Consider the following 19,457-nt stretch of genomic DNA (forward strand, 5'->3'; position numbering starts at 1 on the left):
TCACACGACAATGTGAGCGTCAGACCTCAAGCCATTCCTGGCGCACGGCGGCATTGGCCTTGAGCTCGTCCGGCGTCCCCTCGAACACGACGCGGCCGTGGCCCATGATGTAGACGCGCTTCGAGATCCGCATCGCGATTGACAGCTTCTGCTCGACGAGCAGGATGGCGACACCGGCCTGCGCGATGCGCGCGATGAGATCGCCGACCTGCTGCACGATCAGCGGTGCCAGACCTTCGGTCGGCTCGTCGATCATAATGAGGTCCGGATCGCCCATCAGCGTCCGGCAGGTCGTGAGCATCTGCTTCTCGCCGCCGGACAGCACGCCCGCGGCCGTATCGGCACGCGCGGCGAGATTGGGGAACATCTCGAGCATGTCCTCAAGCCGCCATTTGCCGGGGCGGCGCGTGTCCTTGACGCCGAGCAGCAGGTTCTGGCGAACCGTCAGGCTCGGGAAGATATCGCGATGTTCAGGGACATAACCGAGGCCGAGGTGCGCGATCTTGTAGCTGGGAAGGCCGGCGATGTCCTTGCCCTTGAAGCGGATCGTGCCTTGCGGCGCGACCTCGCCCATGATCGCCTTGACCGTGGTGGAGCGGCCGACACCGTTGCGGCCGAGCAGGCTCACGACCTCGCCTGCGGCGACATCGAGGTCGACGCCCTGGAGGATGTGGCTCTTGCCGTAATAGGCGTGGAGATCCCTGACCTCGAGCATCAATGCGCTTCCTCGCCGAGATAGGCTTCCTTGACCTTCGGATCGCGCCGGATCTCTTCCGGCGTGCCCGAGGCGATGATGTGGCCGTAGACCAGCACGGAGATGCGGTCGGCAAGGCCGAACACGACGCTCATGTCGTGCTCGACGATGACCAGGGTCTTGCCCTCGGTCAGCCGCCGGATCAGCGACACCGCGCGGTCGGTTTCGGCGTGGCTCATGCCGGCGGTCGGCTCGTCGAGCATGACGACCGTGGCCCCGCTCGCGATGGTGATGCCGATCTCGAGCTCGCGCTGCTCGGCGTAGGTCAGAAGTCCCGCCGGAACATCGCGCCGGTGCGTGAGATGGATGTCGTCCAGGATCTGGGCCGTGCGCTCGCGCACTTCCGGCAGGCTGTCGACGTTCTTCCAGAAGGCGTAGCGATGCCCCGTCGCCCACAGCACGGCACAGCGGACGTTCTCCCAGACCGACATGCGGGCGAACACGTTGGTGACCTGGAACGAGCGCGACAGGCCGCGCCGGTTGATCTCGAACGGCCGCAGGCCGGAGATCACATCGCCGTTCAGCTTCACCTCGCCCGAGGTCGGCTTGATGTGGCCGCTGATCAGATTGAACGTCGTGGATTTTCCGGCGCCGTTCGGACCGATGACGGCGTGACGCTCGCCTTTCGCGACGCTGAGGTTAAGGTCGCGGATGATGCCGACATTGCCGAAGCGTTTTTCGACGTCGCGGACTTCGATGGCTGCGCTTTTTCCGGGTACCGCTCCGCTCATGCCAGATACCCCCGGTCACGGGCGACCGTCGCAGCCCTGTCCCACGCGTCCGCGATCCTCCGCCAGCTCAGCCGCGCGACGAACGCACCGCCGACGACGAGAACTGCTGCGGAAATCCACGTCACCGGGGATTTCGCATTGAACGGAATGCCAAACAGGTTGATCGGGTCGCCGCCGGAATAGCGCGCGACCGTCTCGATGGTGAGGATGACGCCGCAGGCGAGCGCCAGGGTCGGCACGACAGCGACGAGATAGGACGGGATCACCGTCCACAGCGTTCCGGCGCGAACCAGCGGCCGGTGCATCATCAACAGGCCGGCGATGCCGCCCGGCGCGAACATCACGATGCCGATGAAGATGATGCCGAAATAGAGCTGCCAGACGCTGGTGAGGCCTGTCAGCCCGAGCTGGAGATAGGTCACCAGGATCGCGCCGAGGATCGGCCCGAAGAAATAGGCGATGCCGCCGATGAAGGTGGAGAACAGCACGAGGCCAGACTGGATCGCACCGAGCAGCGCGGAGTTCGCGATCTCGAAATTGATCGCGGTCAGGCCGCCGGCGACGCCCGCGAAGAACCCGGCAAAGCAATAGGCGAGATAGCGGACGACGTGAGGATCGTAGCCGATGAACTGGACGCGCTCGGGATTGTCGCGGACCGCGTTGCTGATCCGCCCCAGCGGCGTCCGCGTCAGCGCGTACATCGCAATCGCCGACAGCACCAGCCAGAACGCGATGAGGTAATAGACCTGAACCTGCGGCCCGAACGACCAGCCGAACATCTTGGGCAGCGCCGTGCGATCCGTGGTGATGCCGGCTTCGCCGCCGAACACCGAACGCAGGATCAGCGAGGACGACGCCACCAATTCGCCGATGCCGAGTGAGATCATCGCGAACACGGTGCCGGCGCGCTTGGTCATGACCCAGCCGATGATGATCGCGAAGACGAGACCGCCGATCCCGCCGAACAGCGGAATGAACGGCAGCGGGATCGGCCAGCCGTGCGACACCACCGCATTCATCATGTGGCAGGCCGCGAAACCGCCAAGACCATAGTGAACGGCGTGACCGAACGACAGCAGTCCGGTCTGGCCGAGCAGGATGTTGTAGGAGAGCGCGAAGACGATCGCGATGCCGATCAGGCTGAAGGACGTCAGCGAGCCGCCGGAGGAGAAGATCAGCGGCAGGACGATCAGCGCGGCAATGCCGATCAGCCAGACGCCGTAGAAGCGCAGGCCGTCGCCGGCGGGCTTCGATGTCGAAATCGGTTTGGCGGTCATGACTCGCGCGTCCCCATCAGGCCCATGGGGCGAACGATCAGAATGAGCACCAGCAGCATATAGGGAACGATCGGCGCGACCTGCGCGATTGTGACGTTCCAGATGTCGGTGAGGACCGACGGTCCCGTCGACGGATCGAGCGGTCCGAACGCACTCGCCAGCGAGCCGTTCAGCGCCACCGCAAAGGTCTGCACCAGTCCGATGACGAGCGAGGCGATGAAAGCACCGGGCAAGGAGCCGAGGCCACCGAACACGATGACGACGAACAGGATGGGCCCGAGCGCCGCGGCCATGTCCGACTGCGTGACCAGGGCCGGACCGGCGATGACGCCGGCAATGCCGGCGAGCGCGCTGCCGACGCCGAACACCACCATGAACACCCGCCCGACATTGTGGCCGAGATGCCCGACCATGTGCGGATGCGTCAGCGCCGCCTGCACGATCAGGCCGACGCGGGTGCGCTTGAGCACGACCAGCAGCGCCACGAAGATCACGACCGACACGGCCAGCATGAAGATCTTGTAGGCGGGATAGTTGGTCGAGAAGATCGTGAAGGCCGGGAAGTCGAGCAACGACGGCACGCGGTAGTCGACCGGGCTCTTGCCCCAGATCATCGACACGATCTCTTCGATCGCAAAAGCCAGACCGAAGGTCAGCAGCAGTTCCGCGACATGGCCGTGCTTGTGGGTGTTGCGCAGGCCGTAGCGCTCCACCGCCATGCCGATGGCGCCGACCAGCAGCGGCGCCAGCACCAGCGCCGGCCAGAAGCCGATCCACTTGGTGAGCTGGAAGCCGAAGAAGGCGCCGAGCATGTAGAAGCTGGCATGCGCGAAATTGAGCACGCCCATCATGCTGAAGATGACGGTCAGCCCGCTCGACAGCAGGAAGAGCAGCATGCCGAACAGCACGCCGTTCAGGGTCGAAATGACAATGAGTTCAAGCACAGCGCACTCGTCTCTGTCCGGGGCCTGATGGCCCCGGTGAACATCGCCCAATCAAGAATAGTCCGGCCACCGCCTTCCCGCGACCGATGTCGGCCGCGGGAAAACGACGGATGTCGTGATTACGGCCGCGCCATCTTGCAGGTCGTGGGGACCATGGCCTGCGCCGTGTCGACCTTGGAGACGAGGTGCCAGCCCCAGCCGGTGTTTTCCTCGTCGAAGGGCTCATTCTCGGTCAGCTTGCCGAAGGAGGAAATGTAGATCGGCTGAAGGAACTGGTGGTCGTCCTTGCGCATGATGCCGTTGCCGCCGTCCAGGACCTCGAACTTCAGGTCCTCGAGCGCCGCCGCCACCTTCACGGGATCGATCGAGTTGGCCTTCTCAGCAGCCGCCTTGAACATGCGCATCTCGTTGACCGCACGCGGGTACCAGAGCGACAGATTGACCTTGGCGCGGAACGCCTTCTCGTAATCCATCGCGGTCTTGTTGCCGGAATTCGCAAAGCCTTCGGTGATCTGGAAGACCTGATGATCGAGACCGGTCTGCTTGACGGCAGTGGGGCCGCCGGCGCCGCCGGCATAATAGGTGTACCAGTTGACCTTCAGGCCGGCGTCAGCGGCAGCCTTGAGCAGCAGCGCGAAGTCCTGGCCCCAATTGCCGGTGACGACGCTGTCGGCGCCGGACGCCTTGATCTTGGCGATATAGGGCGAGAAATCGGTGACCTTCAGCAGCGGATGCAGCTCGTCGCCGACGATCTGGATGTCGGGCCGCTTGGCGCCGAGCATCTTGCGCGCGTCGGAGCGGACGGACTGACCGAACGAATAGTCCTGGTTGATCAGGTACACCTTTTTGATCGAGGCGGTGTCCTTCATGTAGTTGGTGAGCGCCTCCATCTTGATGTCGGAGCTCGCATCCCAGCGGAAATGCCAGTAGCTGCACTTCTCGTTGGTCAGGCTGGGATCGACGGCGGCGTAGTTGAAGTACAGCACTTCCTTGCCGGGATTGCGCGTGTTGTTCTTGGTGACGAAATCCGACAGCGCCGCGCCGACGGACGAGCCGTTGCCTTGCGTGATGTAGTGGACCCCGGCGTCGATCGCCTTCTGGGCCTGCACCAGGCTTTCCTGCGGATTGGTCTTGTTGTCGAGCGGCACGATCTCGATCTTGTGGCCGAGAATGCCGCCCTTGGCGTTGAGCTCGTCGGCCAGATACTGGAATGTCTTCAGACCACCCTCGCCGACGCTGGCACCACCGCCGGAGAGCGGATCGATGTAGCCGATCTTGAGGGTGTCCTCAGCCGACGCGGCATGACCGAGCATCGGGGCGATCACGGCAATGGCCAAAGTGAGCTTGCGCATTTTTTCGTTTCCTCGCTGGCTATCGACTTTAGTCGATGGGCTTTTTGCGCATGTTGCAGCGCAATTGCAGATCCCTAATGAGCAGAACGAACTTTGATTTTCAAGCTCGGCGAGACATGGCTCCGGCCATCGTTATGAAATGTGAAGGCGGCTGCCCGTCTCGCCGGCAGCTTTCCGCGACGAGGAATAGAACGCAAGGGGAAACTGGCCTGCGCGGCGCCTGACGACGCAGGTGTCGCAGCCGTCTACAGGCTGCGATAGTTCGCGATTCCCGACAGGTCTGGCGTGAATCCGAGCCCCGGTTCCTCGCCGAGGACGATCGTACCATCAGTGACATTGGCAACGGCACCGCAGAACCGGTCGCGCAGCGGATTATCGTTGGCGTCGACCTCGAGCCAGCCGTCGCCGCCGATGCCCGCAAGCAGATGCGCCGAGGCAAGCAGTCCGATGCCGCCGCCGAGATAATGCGGGCAGAACGTCTTGCCCGCCTTCAGAATGTCGCGCGCGACGCCAGCGCATGCGCTCAGCCCGCCCCATTTCGCGATGTCGGGCTGAACGACGCCGAGCACGTCTTCGGCCAGGACGTCCTTGAATCCCTCGACGCTCGAAATGTTCTCGCCCGCGGCAATCGGCATTTTCGCGGCTGCCCGCAGCCTGCGCCATTCCTCGCGCGGCCGGTCGGCGCGGATGGGCTCCTCCAGCCATCGCAGATCGAACGCGGCCAACCGCGGCACCATCTCCAGCGCCTGATCGACCGACCAGCCCTGATTGGCATCGGCAGCGAGCATGCCCGCACCGACGATCGCGCGCAGCGCGGCCAGATTGGCGAGGTCGGTCTCGGCACCGAAGCCGACCTTCAGCTTCAACGCGCGATGGCCACGCGCGAGCGCGGCTTCGGCCGCCTGCGCGGCGCCGCCCGGATTGATGCCGCTGGCATAGACCTTGATCCTGCGCGACTGCCCACCGAGAAGCCGCCACAGCGGCAAGCGCTGCCGGCGCGCGGAGAGATCCCACAGCGCGAGATCGATGCCCGAAATCGCCTGCGCGAACGGACCGGGCTCGCCGCATTGAAGCGCCAGCACTTCGGTACCCTTCGTCAGGACCTCGAAAGCCTGGGCGGGGCCGTAGAACCTGCGCCCGACAAGGCCCGGAGCCAGCACTTCGTTGACAAGCCGGGCACGGTGCTCGGCGCCCGGTGCAGGAAAGTTGGACCAGGCTTCGCCCCATCCCTCGACACCGTCCTCGTCGACTGCGCGAACGAAGACGGCCGGTCGGTTGAGCATCTTGCCGAACGACGTCACCACCGGCGTCGCCAAGGGATAGCGATAGCAGAACGCCTCGATCGAGCGGATCGTGAAGCTGTCAGTCGTCATATTGCAGGTCCTGCGACCGAGGTGAGACCACGCGGGACCGTTACCATCTCAGTAGGCGCGCGCGAAGTCACCTTCCTGCTTGATATCAGCGAACACCGGGAAGCGCGCCTTCCACGCCGTGCCCTTGGCCGTGGTCAGCTGATTGAGCCGTTCCAGCACCCCAAGGCCATCCTTGCGCAGGCTGGCCGACACCGCTGCGCGATCCGGAAAGTTCTTCAGGACGGCATCCAGCCAGATGGTGCGGCCCGCCAGGAAACCGCTTGCGCCTGCGGCATAGGAGTAGTCGAGCACGCGCTCGAACTTTTCAGGCGCAGCGCCGCCCGACAGCAACACCCAGGGGATGCTGCGTTCGCGGCAGATTTCGCCGATCGCATCGAACTCCTTCTGCGACGCCTTTGCTTCCGCGCTGCCGTCACGCGCCGGCAGGCTGTTGGCTGCAAGCGGGCTCTCCAGCTTGAGGAGATCGACGCCATATTCGGGCTTGGCAAATTCGCGCACGCTGTCGATGACGAGGCCCGGGAGCTTGCCGGGCGATTCCACGTAATCGGCCGTGTGATTGGCGCTGCCGAGGAACGGGTAGACCAGCAACTCGAGCACGTAAGGGATATCGTGACGGGCGCAGTCTTCGCCGATTTCGCGCACGAAGCGCTTCTGGTGCTCGTTCACCGCGGCATCGGCGTCCGGCCGGTACCAGGCCAGCACCTTGACGGCGTCGCCGCCCATCGCGCGGATCTTCTCCACGCTCCAATTGGTGATCGCGCGCGACTTGCGGCCGCCCGCGGTTTCCTCAACGCGGTGCTCTTCCAGCGTCATGATCAGGCCGCAGCGCGGCGGCAGCAGGTCGATAGCGGCAGGCACTGCGAAGTTCGGGTCGAACAGCATCGAACTGCAATGCGGTGCGAGGTTCTCGACCAGGAGACGCTTGGCCGCCGTGACGTCGGAATATTCGACCTGATCCCGCGTGATCCCCTTCGCCTTTGCAATGGCGTCGAACAATGGCGGCCGCTGATCCAGCGCGACCATGCGAAAATGGCCATCCGCGTCAGCAAGCCGTGCCAGGCCGCGGTTCTTTCCAATCGTTCTCATGGCTTCGTCCTCATGAATACAAGACACTCGTTGATCTCGGGGATTCCGTTACGGCCGCCGGCGTGGCGGCATTTCATGGCGGCCGTCGCCGCCGAAAACGCCATGGCGGCGCGCACGTCGAGGCCGGCGCCGATTGCGAGCGCATAGGCGCCGTGGAAGACGTCGCCCGCGCCCGTGGTGTCGACGACGTCGACGGCGTAGGCGGCCTGCCGGTGCAGTTGGCCGTTCTCGTGCCAGCTCACGCCGCCCTCGCCGCGCGTGACGGCGACGACGCGGCAGCCGAAGCGCGCAAGGGCTGCGAGAGATTTATCTTCGGCCGAGCCGGCAAAGGCGGCGAGTGCAGGCTCGGAGAAGATGGCGTGATCGGTCAAGGGCAGCAGCCGCTCGAATACCTCGGCATCGGCCATGTCGCCGTCGAGCACCGTCGGGATGTTGCGCGATCGCGCTTCCCGAAACAGCGTCGCGGCACCCTCGACCCAGCGCGGATCGGCCAGCACGGAGGATGCGCGCGCGACAGCTTCGAGCGAAAGCCAGTCTGCGGTCTCCGGGTAAAGGCCACGGAAATTCACGATCTGCCGCTCGCCGGAGTTGTCGACGATGACCCCGGACACGGACGAGCGGCCATCGGGGAACAGCCGGAAATTCTCGACATCGACGCCTTCAGCGGTGAAGGCCGATTTCATCTCGTGGCCGGCGGCGTCATTCCCTGCCCGTCCCCAGAACGCGACGGACGCGCCGAGCTTCGCTACCGCGACGCTCGCATTGGCGGCCATGCCGCCGCCAAGCGTACCGTACTCGACGGCCTTGATCTTCTCGCTTCCACCCGCGAATGGCCGATCGACGCGCCAGACCTGGTCGAGCGCGGATAGCCCGAGGCAGATCACGTGCACGGGCTTCGTGCCGGACGCAACGTCCGCGAGATCCACTATATTGGCCGGCGCGCTCACCGCAGGACCTGTCCGTTGGATGCAGCAAACAAATGCGTCTTGCCCGACTGTGGGCGCAGATTGATGCGATCACCAACCTTCGGCCGCAGCGCCGGATCGACCCGCGCGATGGCGGAGCCGCCGGCGAGATCGAAATGGATCAGCGTGTCCGAGCCGAGCGGCTCGACCAGCTTGACGTTGATGGCGATGCCATCGGCGGCATCAGTGGCGATGGCAAAGTGTTCGGGGCGAATGCCCAGCACGGCGTTGCCGGCTTTGCTCAGGCAGCCAGCGGTCTCGCCGTCCAGCGGCACCACCGTTCCGCCTTGCGACAGGATCGCGCGCTCCTGACGCCATTCGACCGGGAAGAAATTCATCGCGGGCGAGCCGATGAAGCCGGCGACGAACTGGTTGGCGGGCCGCTCGTAAACCGTCTCCGGTGTATCGTATTGCTGGATCGTGCCGCTCTGGAGCACGACGATCCGGTCGGCCATGGTCATGGCCTCGATCTGGTCATGCGTCACGAAGACCATGGTGGTCTTCAGCTCCTGCGACAGCGCCTTGATCTCCGCCCGCACCTGCCCGCGCAGCTTCGCATCGAGATTGGAGAGCGGCTCGTCGAACAAAAAGGCCTTGGGATTGCGCACGATGGCGCGGCCCATGGCGACGCGCTGGCGCTGGCCGCCGGACAACTCCTTCGGCTTGCGATCCAGATAAGGCTCGATGTGCAGCAGTGCGGCTGCACGCTTCACGCGGGCGTCGATCTCGGCCTTCGGCGTGCCTCGCAGCTCCAGCGCAAACGACATGTTGTCGTAGACCCGCATGTGCGGGTAGAGCGCGTAATCCTGGAACACCATCGCGATATCGCGTTGCGCAGCCTGGACGCCGTTGACGCGCCTGTCGCCGATGTAGAGATCGCCGGACGAAATCGGCTCGAGGCCGGCGATGATGCGCAACAAGGTCGACTTGCCGCAGCCGGACGGGCCGACGAAGACGACGAATTCGTGGTCCGCGATCTCCAGATTGAGATCGGGGATCACGGTAAAGTTGCCGTAGCGCTTGGTGAGGTTGCGGATAGAGATCGAGGCCATGATCGCTCAGTCCAGCGCCAGCACGGGCTTGATCAGCTCGCCCTTGGCGAAGCGGGCGAAATTCTCTGGCAGAGCCGACAGGCCGAACTCGCCATCGACCAGGACGCGGTATTCGTCCTTGTACTTGCGCAGCAGTTCGACATTCGGCTCGAAATCCGAGACCGGGAAGTAGAAGGTCCGGATCATGTAAAAATCCTTGCGGCGGAAGACCTTGCCTTCCTCGATGGTCCAGGGCGCGGCGTTCTCGCCGACCAGCACCAGCGCACCGCGCGGCAGGACCAGCTCGATGCCGAGGTTGCGCGCCGCATGGGCGCCGGAGCATTCCATGATGAGGGCAAAGCGCTTCGAAGTGTCGCCGACGGGATGCGCCTTCGCGCCGAAGGATTGGGCGATCTTCAGGCGTGTGGCGTTGGGATCGGCGACGTAGATGTCGTCGTAGCCGAGCGCGCGGAGCGCCAGCACGACGCCAAGGCCGACGGGCCCCGCACCCATCACGAGGACCGGCCCCGCCTCATTCGGCGGCACGACGCGGCTGACGAAGCGCACGGCGTGGCCTGACGTGCCGATGGTGTCGAGCAGCAGCGGCGCAAGGCTGTCCTCGATATCATCGGGCACCGGCAGCAGGCAGTTTTCCGGCACCGGCACATATTCGGCATAGCCGCCCGGCCTGTTCCAGCCGATCAGACTGGAGACGTCCAGGCACATCTGGGTGTCGCCGCGCTTGCAAGCGGCGCAGTGACCGCAGTGCAAAGGGATATAGACGGCGCAGCGGCGGCCGTGCAGGCGATGACCGGGCTGCTCGACCACGCCAAAGATCTCGTGGCCGGCGGTGAACTCGGCGCCCTTGTGCCAGAGCTTGAAGTCGGAGCCGCACAGCGCAGTGCGCGAGACGCGGACGAGCACTTCACCTGGGCCGACATCGGGCATCGCGACGCGCTCGATGGTGATACGGTCATTGCCGTGGAAGACCGCGGCCTGCATGATCGAATTCGGACGGGGCGACACGTTCATTTCGATACCTAGCCTTTCACCGCACCGAGCGTCAGTCCGGACACCAGCCAGCGCTGAACCAGGGCCGCCAGCACCAGCGGCGGCAACGCGATCAGCGTTGCAGCCGCCATGAGGGCGCCCCATTGCGTCGAGCCTTCGCCGATGAAGTTGAAGGCCGCCGCGATCAGCGTCTTGGTGTCGCCGTTGGAGAGCACCAGCGCAAACAGGAAGTAGTTCCACGAAAACACGAAGGCCAGGATCGCCGAGACGGCGACGCCTGATGCCACCAGCGGCAGCGCGATGCGCCAGAGGATGCGCGTGGCGCTGCACCCATCCACCTGCGCCGCCTCGAACACGCTGCGCGGAATGCCGTCGAAGGACGGCAGCAAAACCCAGATCACGATCGGCAGCGTGATGACGGCGTGGCTGAGGATCAGCGCGGTGTAGGAGCCGATCATGCCGACCTGCCGGAACATCACGTACCACGGCAGCAGGAACAACGTGCCGGGCGCCATGCGCGCGGCGAGCGTCAGGATGGCCGGCCACGAAATCCGCGTCCAGGAGACGGCGAAGGCAGCAGGAATTCCAAACAGCAGACCGAGCGCGGTCGAGCCAACGGTGACGATGAGACTGTTGAGCGCGTAGCTGAGGAACGGCGTGGTCCTGGTCAGCTCGACATAGTTTTCCAGCGTCGGCGAGAAGCTCAGCGTCGGCGGATACGCGGTGACCTCGAACGACGGCTTGAACGAGGACAGCACCATCCAGACCGTCGGCGCCATGATGAGCACGCCGGCGAGCAGGAGCTGCACCGTGTTGAGCCAGCGGATCCAGCGGTCGGTGTTGGCGGCATCGTTCATGACATCACCAGGCCACCGCGCCGCGGAGGCGATTGAAGGCGAGCACGGCGCCGAACACGATCGCCGTCAGCGTCAGCATCAGGGCACTGGCATAGCCGATGTTGAAGAATTCGAAGCCGACCCGGAAGCCGTAGATGTTGAGCGTGTTCGAGGCGTTGCCCGGGCCGCCCTGGGTCGTGATGTAGATGATGTCGAAGAAGCGCAGCAGATCGACGCTGCGCAGGATCGCCGCGGTGACGATGGTCGGCAGCAGCAGCGGCAGCGTGATGCGCTGGAAAGTCCTGAATGGAGACGCGCCGTCGATCTGCGCCGCCTCGTAGACGCTCGGCGGCAGGGATTGCAGGCCGCCCAGCACGATCAGGGCGACATAAGGCGTCCACTGCCAGCTGTCGATCAGAGCCACGGTAGGAATGACCCAGGTCGGCGAGGCCAGCCAGTCCGACGGCGGCAGGCCGAACGACTGGAGGATATAGTTGGCAGCACCGAGCGACGGATCGAGGATCACCAGCCACATCATGCCCGCCACCACCGGCGGCATCATGAAGGGCGAAATGAACAACGAGCGCACGATCCCCGGCAGCCGCTTGGCGTGGAACAGCACCAGCGCCAACCAGACGCCGAAGACGAGCTGCAGCACCAAGGACAGCACGAATAGCGCAATGGTGATCCACAGCCCGTGCCAGAATTCGTAATCGGAGATCAGCTTCGAATAATTGGCGAGGCCAGCGAAGGACTGCTTGCCGGTCGAGGAGAAGGTCTGGAAGCCGAGCCAGATCGTATAGACGACCGGAAACGCGATCATCGCGACCGTGAAGACCACGGCCGGCGCCGATAGGGCCGCCATCTCCAGCTTCTGCCGGTCCTGCGTGAGTGTCGCAGCCGTATCAGACATGCGTTCGTATCCTCGATCGAGTTGGGTGCCGGCAGGCAGCAAGCCTGCCGGCATGAGGCCGTTAGTTCAGCGCGATTAGCGCATCCAGGGCCTTGTCGGCATCCGCGCAAGCCTGATCGACGGTCTTCTGCTTCAGGATCAGATCTTGCACCGCCTGCCCGATGAACTCGCGCGATTGCGGATTGGCGACGATGGGATAGCCGACCTCGGAGGAGCCCTTGGTGGCGAGCACGTCGAGCGCGGCCTGCCATTCCTTCCGCACCGGCTCCTCGTCGATCCACTTGCGATATTCAGGATCCTTGGCGACCGACGGACGCGGCGGGGCAATGCCCTGAAGCGCCATCTTCTTCTGCACCTCGGGGCTGGTCGCCCACTGCACGAAGTACCAGGCCGCATCCGGCTGCTTGCTGTGCGAGGACACTGCCATGCCCCAGCCGATCGTGGTCGGCACCTGGCCGGCATCGCCCGCCGGGAACGGCAGCAGGCCGGTGTCCTTCAGGCGCGCGCCGCCTTCCATCACCGTGCGCAATTCATTCGACGACTCAAACGCCATCGCGGCGCGGCCGCCGCGGTAGAGCGCCGAAATCTGCTGGAAGCTGTAGTTGACGACGCCAGGCGGTCCGAAATCGCGCAGCAGCCGGCTATAGGTGTCGAGCGCTTCCTTGCCCTTGGCTGAGCAGAGGTTCGACTTGCCGTTTGCGACATAGCTGCCGCCGACATTGTGCAGCATGTTGCTGAAGGTATAGGCGATCGCGGGCTTGAGGCCGCGCGAGACGAACGGCGTCACCGTGCTGTCGCAGCTCTTGATCTTCTCGGCAGCGGCCTCGACGTCCTTGATCGTCTTCGGCGCCTCGAGGCCGCACTTTTTGAAGATGTCGGTGCGGTAATAGAAGATCGGGCCTTCGATGTTCATAGGCATGCTGGTCAGCTTGCCGCCGAAGGTCGCGGCCTTCAGCAGGGCCTGGCTCAATCCGTTGGGGTCGTATTCCTTGGCCACCTCGTTCTTGGCCATCGCGGTGAGATCGCCGTACCAGCCGGCGGCGGCGAACTGCTCGCCCTCGCGCGAGGGCAGCGTCATGAACACGTCCACCTCGTCGCTGTTCGCATTCATGACGGTCACCAGACGCTGGCGCATCTGCTGCTCCTGATAGCCGTCGACCTTGAGGGTCATGCCGGTCAGCTTCTCGAAATCGGCCTTGTAGGTCAGCAGCGCCTGCGACACCGGATTGTTGTTGGCGAGAAAGGTGACGGTCTTGCCCTTGAACTTCATCCAGTCGAAATCGGCGGCGTGCGCCTGCGCGGTCGCCGCAGCAATCGCGAGAACGGGCAACGCGACGTGGGTCGCGAGCATCCTGGCCTTCATCGAACTCTCCTCCCGGCTGGCCGCCTTAAGCTGGCGGACCATTTTGAAAACGTTTGAGCAGCGCTTGAAAACGGTTACAAAATAGACCTCGCATTCGCCGTGTCAAGCGATGGACAAGCCGCACAATCTGCGGCAGATTTGCGACATTGCCGCTACCATGCGGTTCGCTACGCCCGATGTAACGTTACATTCATGAGACTGACCAACGCCAAGTCTGTGAAACAGGGCATCCGCGCCGTGGCGGCCCGCGCCGGCGTCTCGACGGCATCGGTCTCGCGCGCCCTCAACAACCCCGACGCGGTGAGCCCTTCCTTGCGGGCGCGTATCGAGCAGGCCATCGACGCGCTCGGCTACATCCCGCATGCGCCGGCGCGCATCCTGTCGTCACGCCGCTCGCGCACGCTTGGCGCAATCGTTCCAACGATCGACAACACGATGTTCGCGCGCGGCATCGCCTCGCTGCAGCAATATCTGTCGTCGGTCGGATACATGCTGTTTCTCACCACGAGCGGCTACGATCTCGACGTCGAATTGCAGCAGGCGCGCAATCTGATCAGCCGCGGTGTCGACGGCCTCGTGCTGCGCGGCGATTGCCATCACGACGGATTGCGCAAGCTGCTGGCGGACAATGCCGTACCGTTCATCAATGTCGGCATCTACCAGCCCGACCGGCCCTATCCTTGCGTCGGCACCGACAACGAAGCCGCCGCCCATCGCGCCGCCGCGCATGTCATCGAGCTCGGCCATCGCCGCATCGGGATCGTCTCGGCGCTCCAGCGCAACAACGACCGCGCCAGCGCGCGCGTCGCCGGTTTTCGCCGCGCGCTGACGGAGAACGGGCTCGAATTGCCTTCGCAATGGCATGTCGAGGTGCCCTATACGCTGGACGACGCGCGCGAGGCGGCGCGCTATCTCCTGGGCCTCGAGGACCGTCCGACAGCCGTTGTCTGCGGCAACGACGTCATCGCCTATGGCGTGCTGCTCGAAGCCGAGCGCAGCGGTTTTTCGGTGCCGCGTGACCTATCGGTGGTCGGCTTCGACGACCTCGACTGGAGCCGGCATTTGCGGCCGAGCCTGACCACGATCCACGTACCGACCGGAGAAACCTGGCAGCGCGCCGGCGAATATCTGGTGCGCAGCCTCGCCGGCGAGCAGACCATCATGCATCGCGAGATCGACTTCTCGCTGGTCGTCCGCGAGTCGACGGCTGCGCCTCCGAAATCCCTGAAGTGAGACATTCCCGATGAATCCGAATTTTTCTCTCGCCCCCGGCTTTCATGCCGTCGTGATCGGCGGCGCCGGTGACATTGGCGCCGCCATCAGCAATCAATTCTGCGATCTGGGTGCGACAGTGACAGCAACGGGTGCGAACGAGGCCGATCTTGCCCGCACCCTCCTCAAACCGCGCGCGGGTCTCACGCTCGCGACGCTCGATGTCACCGATGACGAGGCCGTCACGTCCTTCGCCCGGAAACACAAGCGCGTCGACGCGCTGATCAACTGCGCCGGTATTCTCGCGCGCGACAAGGAATTCGAGATCGAGACCTTCATAAAGGTGCTCGACGTCAATCTCACCGGCACGTTCCGGACCTGCATGGCCTTTCATCCCCTGCTCGCGGAGCAGACGGGATCGATCGTCAACATAGCTTCGATGAACGCGACGCTGGCGCTGCCGCGGATTCCCGCCTATTGCGCCAGCAAGGGCGGCGTCGTGATGCTGACCAAGGCGCTGGCTTTGAAGTGGGCCGAAGAAGGCATCCGCGTCAACGCGGTCGCGCCCGGCTATATCGAAACCGCGATCAACGCCGCCGGCCGCAGCGACCTTGCGCATTATCGGCGCATCGCCGACCGCACTGCCTTCAAGCGCTGGGGACATCCGGAGGACATTGCCGGCGCCGTTGCCTTCCTCTGCATGCCGGCTTCGCAATATGCGACCGGCACCGTCATTGCCGTGGATGGCGGCTTTCTGGCGGGGTAGCGCGGGTTCTATACGCCCAGCGCCTTGCGATTGAACGTCCGCAGGAAGCGCAGCGACAACGTCCGCACATTCGCGACGTTGAGCAGCCAGGCCGCAGCGGCGTAAGCAACCCCGCCCGCGGAGCTGACGACCATCAACGCCACGATACCGGTACCGCCGACCTGTGTCCGCGCAATGAGGATGGCGCCCGCCATCGCCGCAGCCGAAGCCGCAACGCCGGCGAGGCGGTTGACGTCGAACGGCACGGGATGGGCGCGGTGCATCAGGGCGACGGCGACGACGAAGCCGAGCGCTTCGGTGGCGAGGGTGGCGAGCGCTGCGCCGTAAAGGCCGTAGCCGGCGACCAGCGCAAACATCAGTGCCACGCTCAAAACGAGCGTGAGGAACGACTGCGCCGCCAGCATGAACGGCCGCTCGGCGAGCTGGAAGCTGATCTGCACATAGAATTGATTGGCGATGCCGAAGAAGCGCGCGAGCACCAGCGTCGGCAGCAGCGCCGACACGCCGGCGCGGAAATCGACGCCGACGAGCGTGCCCGCGACCTGGTCGGCCGCGAGCGCGAGCCAGACGGCGACGGGTGCGACGACGACGAGCAGCAACTCGAGGCTCTCGCTCAGCCGCTCCCGCGTCGTCTCGCTGTTCTTCTCGGATAGTGAGCGGAACACCAGCGGCACGGTTGCCGCGGCGACGCTGGAGGCGATCATCACCATGAACTGGCGCGGCAAATCGGCGGCGACGCCGAAAATGCCGGCGGCGTCCTTGCCGAGCAAATAGGCTACGATGAGCCGGTCGCAGGCCGAATAGACCGCAACGGACAATCCGGCCAGCGTCAGCGGCAGGCCGTAGCGCGCCAGCTGCATGAACTGGCTGCGCTGGAAGCGCGCGATCTTCGTGCGGTCGCCGACGAGATTGAGAATGATGCCGGTGAGCGAGCCCAGACCGAACGCGGCGAGCAGTCCCAACCCACCCCAGCCGAGCCAGATGCCGAGCAGGCCAAAGCCGACGCTCGACACGCTGCGGACGATCGAGATCGCCGCGAACCTATAGGGGCGCAATTTGGCGCGTTCGAATTCCTGGCCGACATCGACGGCATTGGCCATGATCGCCACGAACATGCTGGCGAGCAGCAGCTCGACGCTGAGGTCGCTGCGGAACAGAATGACCAGCGGCGTGGTGGCGCAGAGGACCGCGGCCGTCAGCCCGAAGGCGACCATCGCCGTGCCGCGAAAATCAACCTCCGCCGACATCGCCTGATAGCGGGACACCGACAGCTTGATCCAGGCGAAGAAGATCGCGCCCAATATGCCGGCAAGGCTGATGCCGACGACATAAACGCCGTACTCGGCCGGCGTCAGCAGCCGCGTGTAGGCCGTGACCGCAAAGAAACCCACCGCTGCGGGCAGGATGTAGGCGACGAGATAAATCGAGAAATGGCGGTTCAGCATGCGAGCACAGGACCGGCAACGGTGTTGCGATGGTGACGGCCGTTAATCAATGACCTTGGCGGGGCGAACAAACTGCGCCGCAGCATCTCTCAAGAGTGTCACATAAGTCTGCAGATCGGGCGGCGAATGAGGCTGGAAGGCCGCTTTCGCGCGTTAGCGTTAAATTTGCCCTTTCCCTGGGGCGGTTCGAGCGATCACGACACGAAACCCTGATCCAGACTGGAACAGCGATGCAGCGCCACGCGCGTTGCGCACCGGACATCCGCAAAGGTTAACCCAACGACAGGAAACCCCGGCGTCGCAAGGCGCCGCTTGGTACGATGGCGCGTTGGTTCCCAAAGGAACGTCCCACCGTGACCAGGCTCGACAGACGCGAATTTCTCCTCGGCAGCGCCGCAGCACTCGCGGCGGGGGCATCGGCGTCCGCCGCACCGGCATCAAAACTCGCGCAGCGCCGTCCGGGCTTTGGCGCTGCGGCGACGCTCTGGGACCTGCAAGCCGATCCCAGGCTCGGCGAAGCCATCAGCACCTATTGCACCCAGGTGGTGCCGGTGCTCGAGCTGAAATGGCCGATGCTGCGGCCGAACGCGCACACGTTCAACTTCGAGCGCGCCGACGCGATTCTGGATTTCGCCAGGGAGAACGATCTGACGATGCGCGGCCACGCGCTCGCCTGGTATCACGACATTCCGGACTGGACCAAGCAGATCAAGGACACCAAGGACGTCGAGCGCGCCTATGTCGACCACATCGGCACCGTCGTGTCCTATTACAAGGACAAGCTGACGTCGTGGGACGTCGTCAACGAGCCGATCCCGGACAATCCGAAGAAGATCACCGACCGGCGCGACACGTTCTGGACGCAGCATCTGGGCAACCGCTGGATTCCGCTGGCCTTCCGCACGGCGGCCGCGGCCGATCCCTTCGTCAAGCTCGCGATCAACGAATATGACATCGAGTCGGCGAAGGACTCGTTCATTGCCAAGCGCGCGGCGTACCGCAACCTGATCATGGACCTGCTCGACCAGGGCGTGCCACTGCACGCCGTAGGCCTGCAATCGCATCTGCATGCCGAGCTCGAGATCGACACGCATGGGCTCGCCGAATTCGTCACCGAGTTGCGCTCCTGGGGCCTCGATGTGCTCGTCACCGAGCTCGATGTCGACGACCAGAAGCTGACAGGCAATCCGGCGGAGCGCGACGCCATCGTCGCCAAGCGCGTCGACGACCTCCTGACCGCGATCTCGACCAGCGGCCCGGTGCGCTCGATCCTGACCTGGGGCCTCTCGGATCGCTATAGCTGGATCAACGGCACCTTCGCCCGCGCGGACAAGCAGCCGAACCGCCCCTTGCCGCTCGACGGCGAGTTCAAGCCGAAGCCGTTCATGGACGTCATCAGCAAGTTCACGAGAGACGCCTGAGACGCGGCCTTAGCGCGTCTTCGCCGGCACTTCGAATTCGGCCGCATCACCCATATCTTCAGGAGACAGGCTCGGGCTGCGTCGATCCCGCGAGCTAAGGCGGAACACGTCGCGGATGTCGTCGATCGAGGTCGACGAATAGGACTGGATGCAGAGCGCGACCTGTTCGGGCGAGGCCGCGCCCATCATCGCTTCGATGGCGGGACGGTCGAGGGGCGTGTCGTCCCAATGCGAGACCGCAATGCTGTCTTCGGTGACCCGATGGGTGGCCAGATGCGCGGGCGAGTTCGCGACGAAGTGTCCGTACATCAGATACTCCGAGAACTTCTTCTTCCGGCACAGCGCCAGAACCCAGTTCAAGCCCGTCGCCGCCTTGATGGCGTCGGTCATCGCGCGCGCGGTGTCCCGGTCCCAGACCAGCGCGTTGCCGACATAGTCGTCGGCGGGGAACGAGCGCTCCTTGATACCGAGAAGCTGATCGACAGTGCGCAGCCACAGGCCGTGCAACGGATGGTCGGCGCCGATGTCCTTCGGGGTGACGAACAGCGGCGTCTTCTCGGCGCCGGCATATTGGCCGACGTCGAATTCGCGGAAGAACAGATTGTCCGAGTCCAGGATGCAGACGCGCTGCTCGGATGCGTTGAGCACGCCGGCGATCTTCAGGATCTGCTGGATGTGCCAACCATGCACCGGCGACGACAGCAGCGACAGCCAGACCCGGCGCTTGCTGAGGAACTGAAGCGCCGGCGGCAGCGCCCACAGCCATTTCGGCAGATAATTCGAGGCCGGAACGATGACGCGCTTGTCGGACGCGAACCGCGCGAACAGCGGCACGTCCTCATCGTTAACGAGAACATAATGCCGCGTGTATCCCGAGAGCCAGGTGTCGATGCTCTCGCTGAGCAGCGAAAAGCGTTCGATATCCTTGGCGTAGCTGGCGGTCAGCAGGGCAACGGAATGCATGGAGCGCGCTCGAA

General features: G+C 64.4%; 18 protein-coding genes. 3 read left to right on the forward strand and 15 right to left on the reverse strand.

The genetic code is table 11. The annotated features are described in order from the left end of the window. Positions 1-19: 19 nt before the first annotated feature. The 13 genes from AB7Z56_RS36255 to AB7Z56_RS36315 all read right to left on the reverse strand — a co-directional run bounded on the left by AB7Z56_RS36255 (position 20) and on the right by AB7Z56_RS36315 (position 13,636). On the reverse strand, positions 20-715 hold the full coding sequence (locus AB7Z56_RS36255) for an ABC transporter ATP-binding protein (protein WP_063985355.1): 696 nt from the start codon (positions 713-715) through the stop codon (positions 20-22). Further along, complete coding sequence (locus tag AB7Z56_RS36260) at positions 715-1,485, reverse strand: ABC transporter ATP-binding protein (RefSeq protein ID WP_283018469.1); 771 nt, start codon at positions 1,483-1,485, stop codon at positions 715-717. The genes AB7Z56_RS36255 and AB7Z56_RS36260 overlap by 1 nt, the downstream gene beginning before the upstream one ends. Then, positions 1,482-2,762 (reverse strand): branched-chain amino acid ABC transporter permease, encoded by a 1,281-nt coding sequence (locus AB7Z56_RS36265; protein ID WP_063985357.1) that lies wholly within the window; start codon positions 2,760-2,762, stop codon positions 1,482-1,484. The genes AB7Z56_RS36260 and AB7Z56_RS36265 overlap by 4 nt, the downstream gene beginning before the upstream one ends. Next, a complete protein-coding gene (locus AB7Z56_RS36270) occupies positions 2,759-3,706 on the reverse strand; it encodes a branched-chain amino acid ABC transporter permease (protein ID WP_028158956.1) in 948 nt (315 codons plus the stop codon). Before AB7Z56_RS36270 ends, AB7Z56_RS36265 begins: the two co-directional genes overlap by 4 nt. A 119-nt stretch (positions 3,707-3,825) precedes the next feature. After that, complete coding sequence (locus AB7Z56_RS36275) at positions 3,826-5,058, reverse strand: branched-chain amino acid ABC transporter substrate-binding protein (RefSeq protein ID WP_063985358.1); 1,233 nt, start codon at positions 5,056-5,058, stop codon at positions 3,826-3,828. A 245-nt stretch (positions 5,059-5,303) separates the two neighbouring features. Beyond that, positions 5,304-6,431 carry a mandelate racemase/muconate lactonizing enzyme family protein gene (locus tag AB7Z56_RS36280; protein ID WP_063985359.1) on the reverse strand — a complete coding sequence of 376 codons (1,128 nt, stop codon included), beginning with the start codon at positions 6,429-6,431 and terminating at the stop codon, positions 5,304-5,306. 48 nt (positions 6,432-6,479) lie between these two features. Further along, positions 6,480-7,517 (reverse strand): tagatose 1,6-diphosphate aldolase, encoded by a 1,038-nt coding sequence (locus tag AB7Z56_RS36285; protein WP_063985360.1) that lies wholly within the window; start codon positions 7,515-7,517, stop codon positions 6,480-6,482. Further along, positions 7,514-8,443 carry a sugar kinase gene (locus tag AB7Z56_RS36290; RefSeq protein ID WP_245328487.1) on the reverse strand — a complete coding sequence of 310 codons (930 nt, stop codon included), beginning with the start codon at positions 8,441-8,443 and terminating at the stop codon, positions 7,514-7,516. The genes AB7Z56_RS36285 and AB7Z56_RS36290 overlap by 4 nt, the downstream gene beginning before the upstream one ends. 17 nt (positions 8,444-8,460) lie before the next feature. After that, on the reverse strand, positions 8,461-9,534 hold the full coding sequence (locus AB7Z56_RS36295) for an ABC transporter ATP-binding protein (protein WP_063985362.1): 1,074 nt from the start codon (positions 9,532-9,534) through the stop codon (positions 8,461-8,463). A gap of 6 nt (positions 9,535-9,540) precedes the next feature. Next, entirely contained in the window at positions 9,541-10,545 is a 1,005-nt protein-coding gene (locus tag AB7Z56_RS36300; RefSeq protein WP_063985363.1) for a zinc-dependent alcohol dehydrogenase family protein, read from the reverse strand. A gap of 8 nt (positions 10,546-10,553) precedes the next feature. Continuing rightward, positions 10,554-11,381: a carbohydrate ABC transporter permease gene (locus AB7Z56_RS36305; RefSeq protein ID WP_063985364.1), complete on the reverse strand. Its 828-nt coding sequence runs from the start codon at positions 11,379-11,381 to the stop codon at positions 10,554-10,556. A 4-nt stretch (positions 11,382-11,385) separates the two neighbouring features. Next, positions 11,386-12,273, reverse strand: a complete 888-nt coding sequence (locus AB7Z56_RS36310; protein WP_063986668.1) for a carbohydrate ABC transporter permease — start codon at positions 12,271-12,273, stop codon at positions 11,386-11,388. A 61-nt stretch (positions 12,274-12,334) separates the two neighbouring features. Then, positions 12,335-13,636, reverse strand: coding sequence for an ABC transporter substrate-binding protein (locus tag AB7Z56_RS36315; protein WP_063986669.1), 1,302 nt, complete (start codon positions 13,634-13,636; stop codon positions 12,335-12,337). Between the two features lie 192 nt (positions 13,637-13,828). Here AB7Z56_RS36315 and AB7Z56_RS36320 point away from each other — a divergent pair, with 192 nt between their 5' ends. Then, the gene (locus AB7Z56_RS36320) at positions 13,829-14,869 is read left to right on the forward strand and encodes a LacI family DNA-binding transcriptional regulator (protein ID WP_063985365.1); all 1,041 of its coding nucleotides are present in this window, start codon (positions 13,829-13,831) and stop codon (positions 14,867-14,869) included. A 10-nt stretch (positions 14,870-14,879) separates the two neighbouring features. Then, positions 14,880-15,614, forward strand: coding sequence for an SDR family NAD(P)-dependent oxidoreductase (locus AB7Z56_RS36325; RefSeq protein WP_063985366.1), 735 nt, complete (start codon positions 14,880-14,882; stop codon positions 15,612-15,614). An 8-nt stretch (positions 15,615-15,622) separates the two neighbouring features. Here the strand turns inward: AB7Z56_RS36325 and AB7Z56_RS36330 are convergent, their stop codons facing one another. Next, a complete protein-coding gene (locus AB7Z56_RS36330) occupies positions 15,623-17,059 on the reverse strand; it encodes a lipopolysaccharide biosynthesis protein (protein ID WP_063985367.1) in 1,437 nt (478 codons plus the stop codon). A gap of 353 nt (positions 17,060-17,412) precedes the next feature. Between AB7Z56_RS36330 and AB7Z56_RS36335 the strand changes: the two genes are divergently transcribed. Continuing rightward, complete coding sequence (locus AB7Z56_RS36335; protein WP_063985368.1) at positions 17,413-18,480, forward strand: endo-1,4-beta-xylanase; 1,068 nt, start codon at positions 17,413-17,415, stop codon at positions 18,478-18,480. A 9-nt stretch (positions 18,481-18,489) separates the two neighbouring features. Here the strand turns inward: AB7Z56_RS36335 and AB7Z56_RS36340 are convergent, their stop codons facing one another. Continuing rightward, complete coding sequence (locus tag AB7Z56_RS36340; protein ID WP_063986670.1) at positions 18,490-19,443, reverse strand: DUF6492 family protein; 954 nt, start codon at positions 19,441-19,443, stop codon at positions 18,490-18,492. Between the last annotated feature and the right edge of the window lie 14 nt (positions 19,444-19,457).

Origin of the sequence: Bradyrhizobium sp. 482_C4_N1_8, from assembly GCF_052075965.1 — a bacterium.
In the GTDB taxonomy this organism is placed as follows: domain Bacteria; phylum Pseudomonadota; class Alphaproteobacteria; order Rhizobiales; family Xanthobacteraceae; genus Bradyrhizobium; species Bradyrhizobium barranii.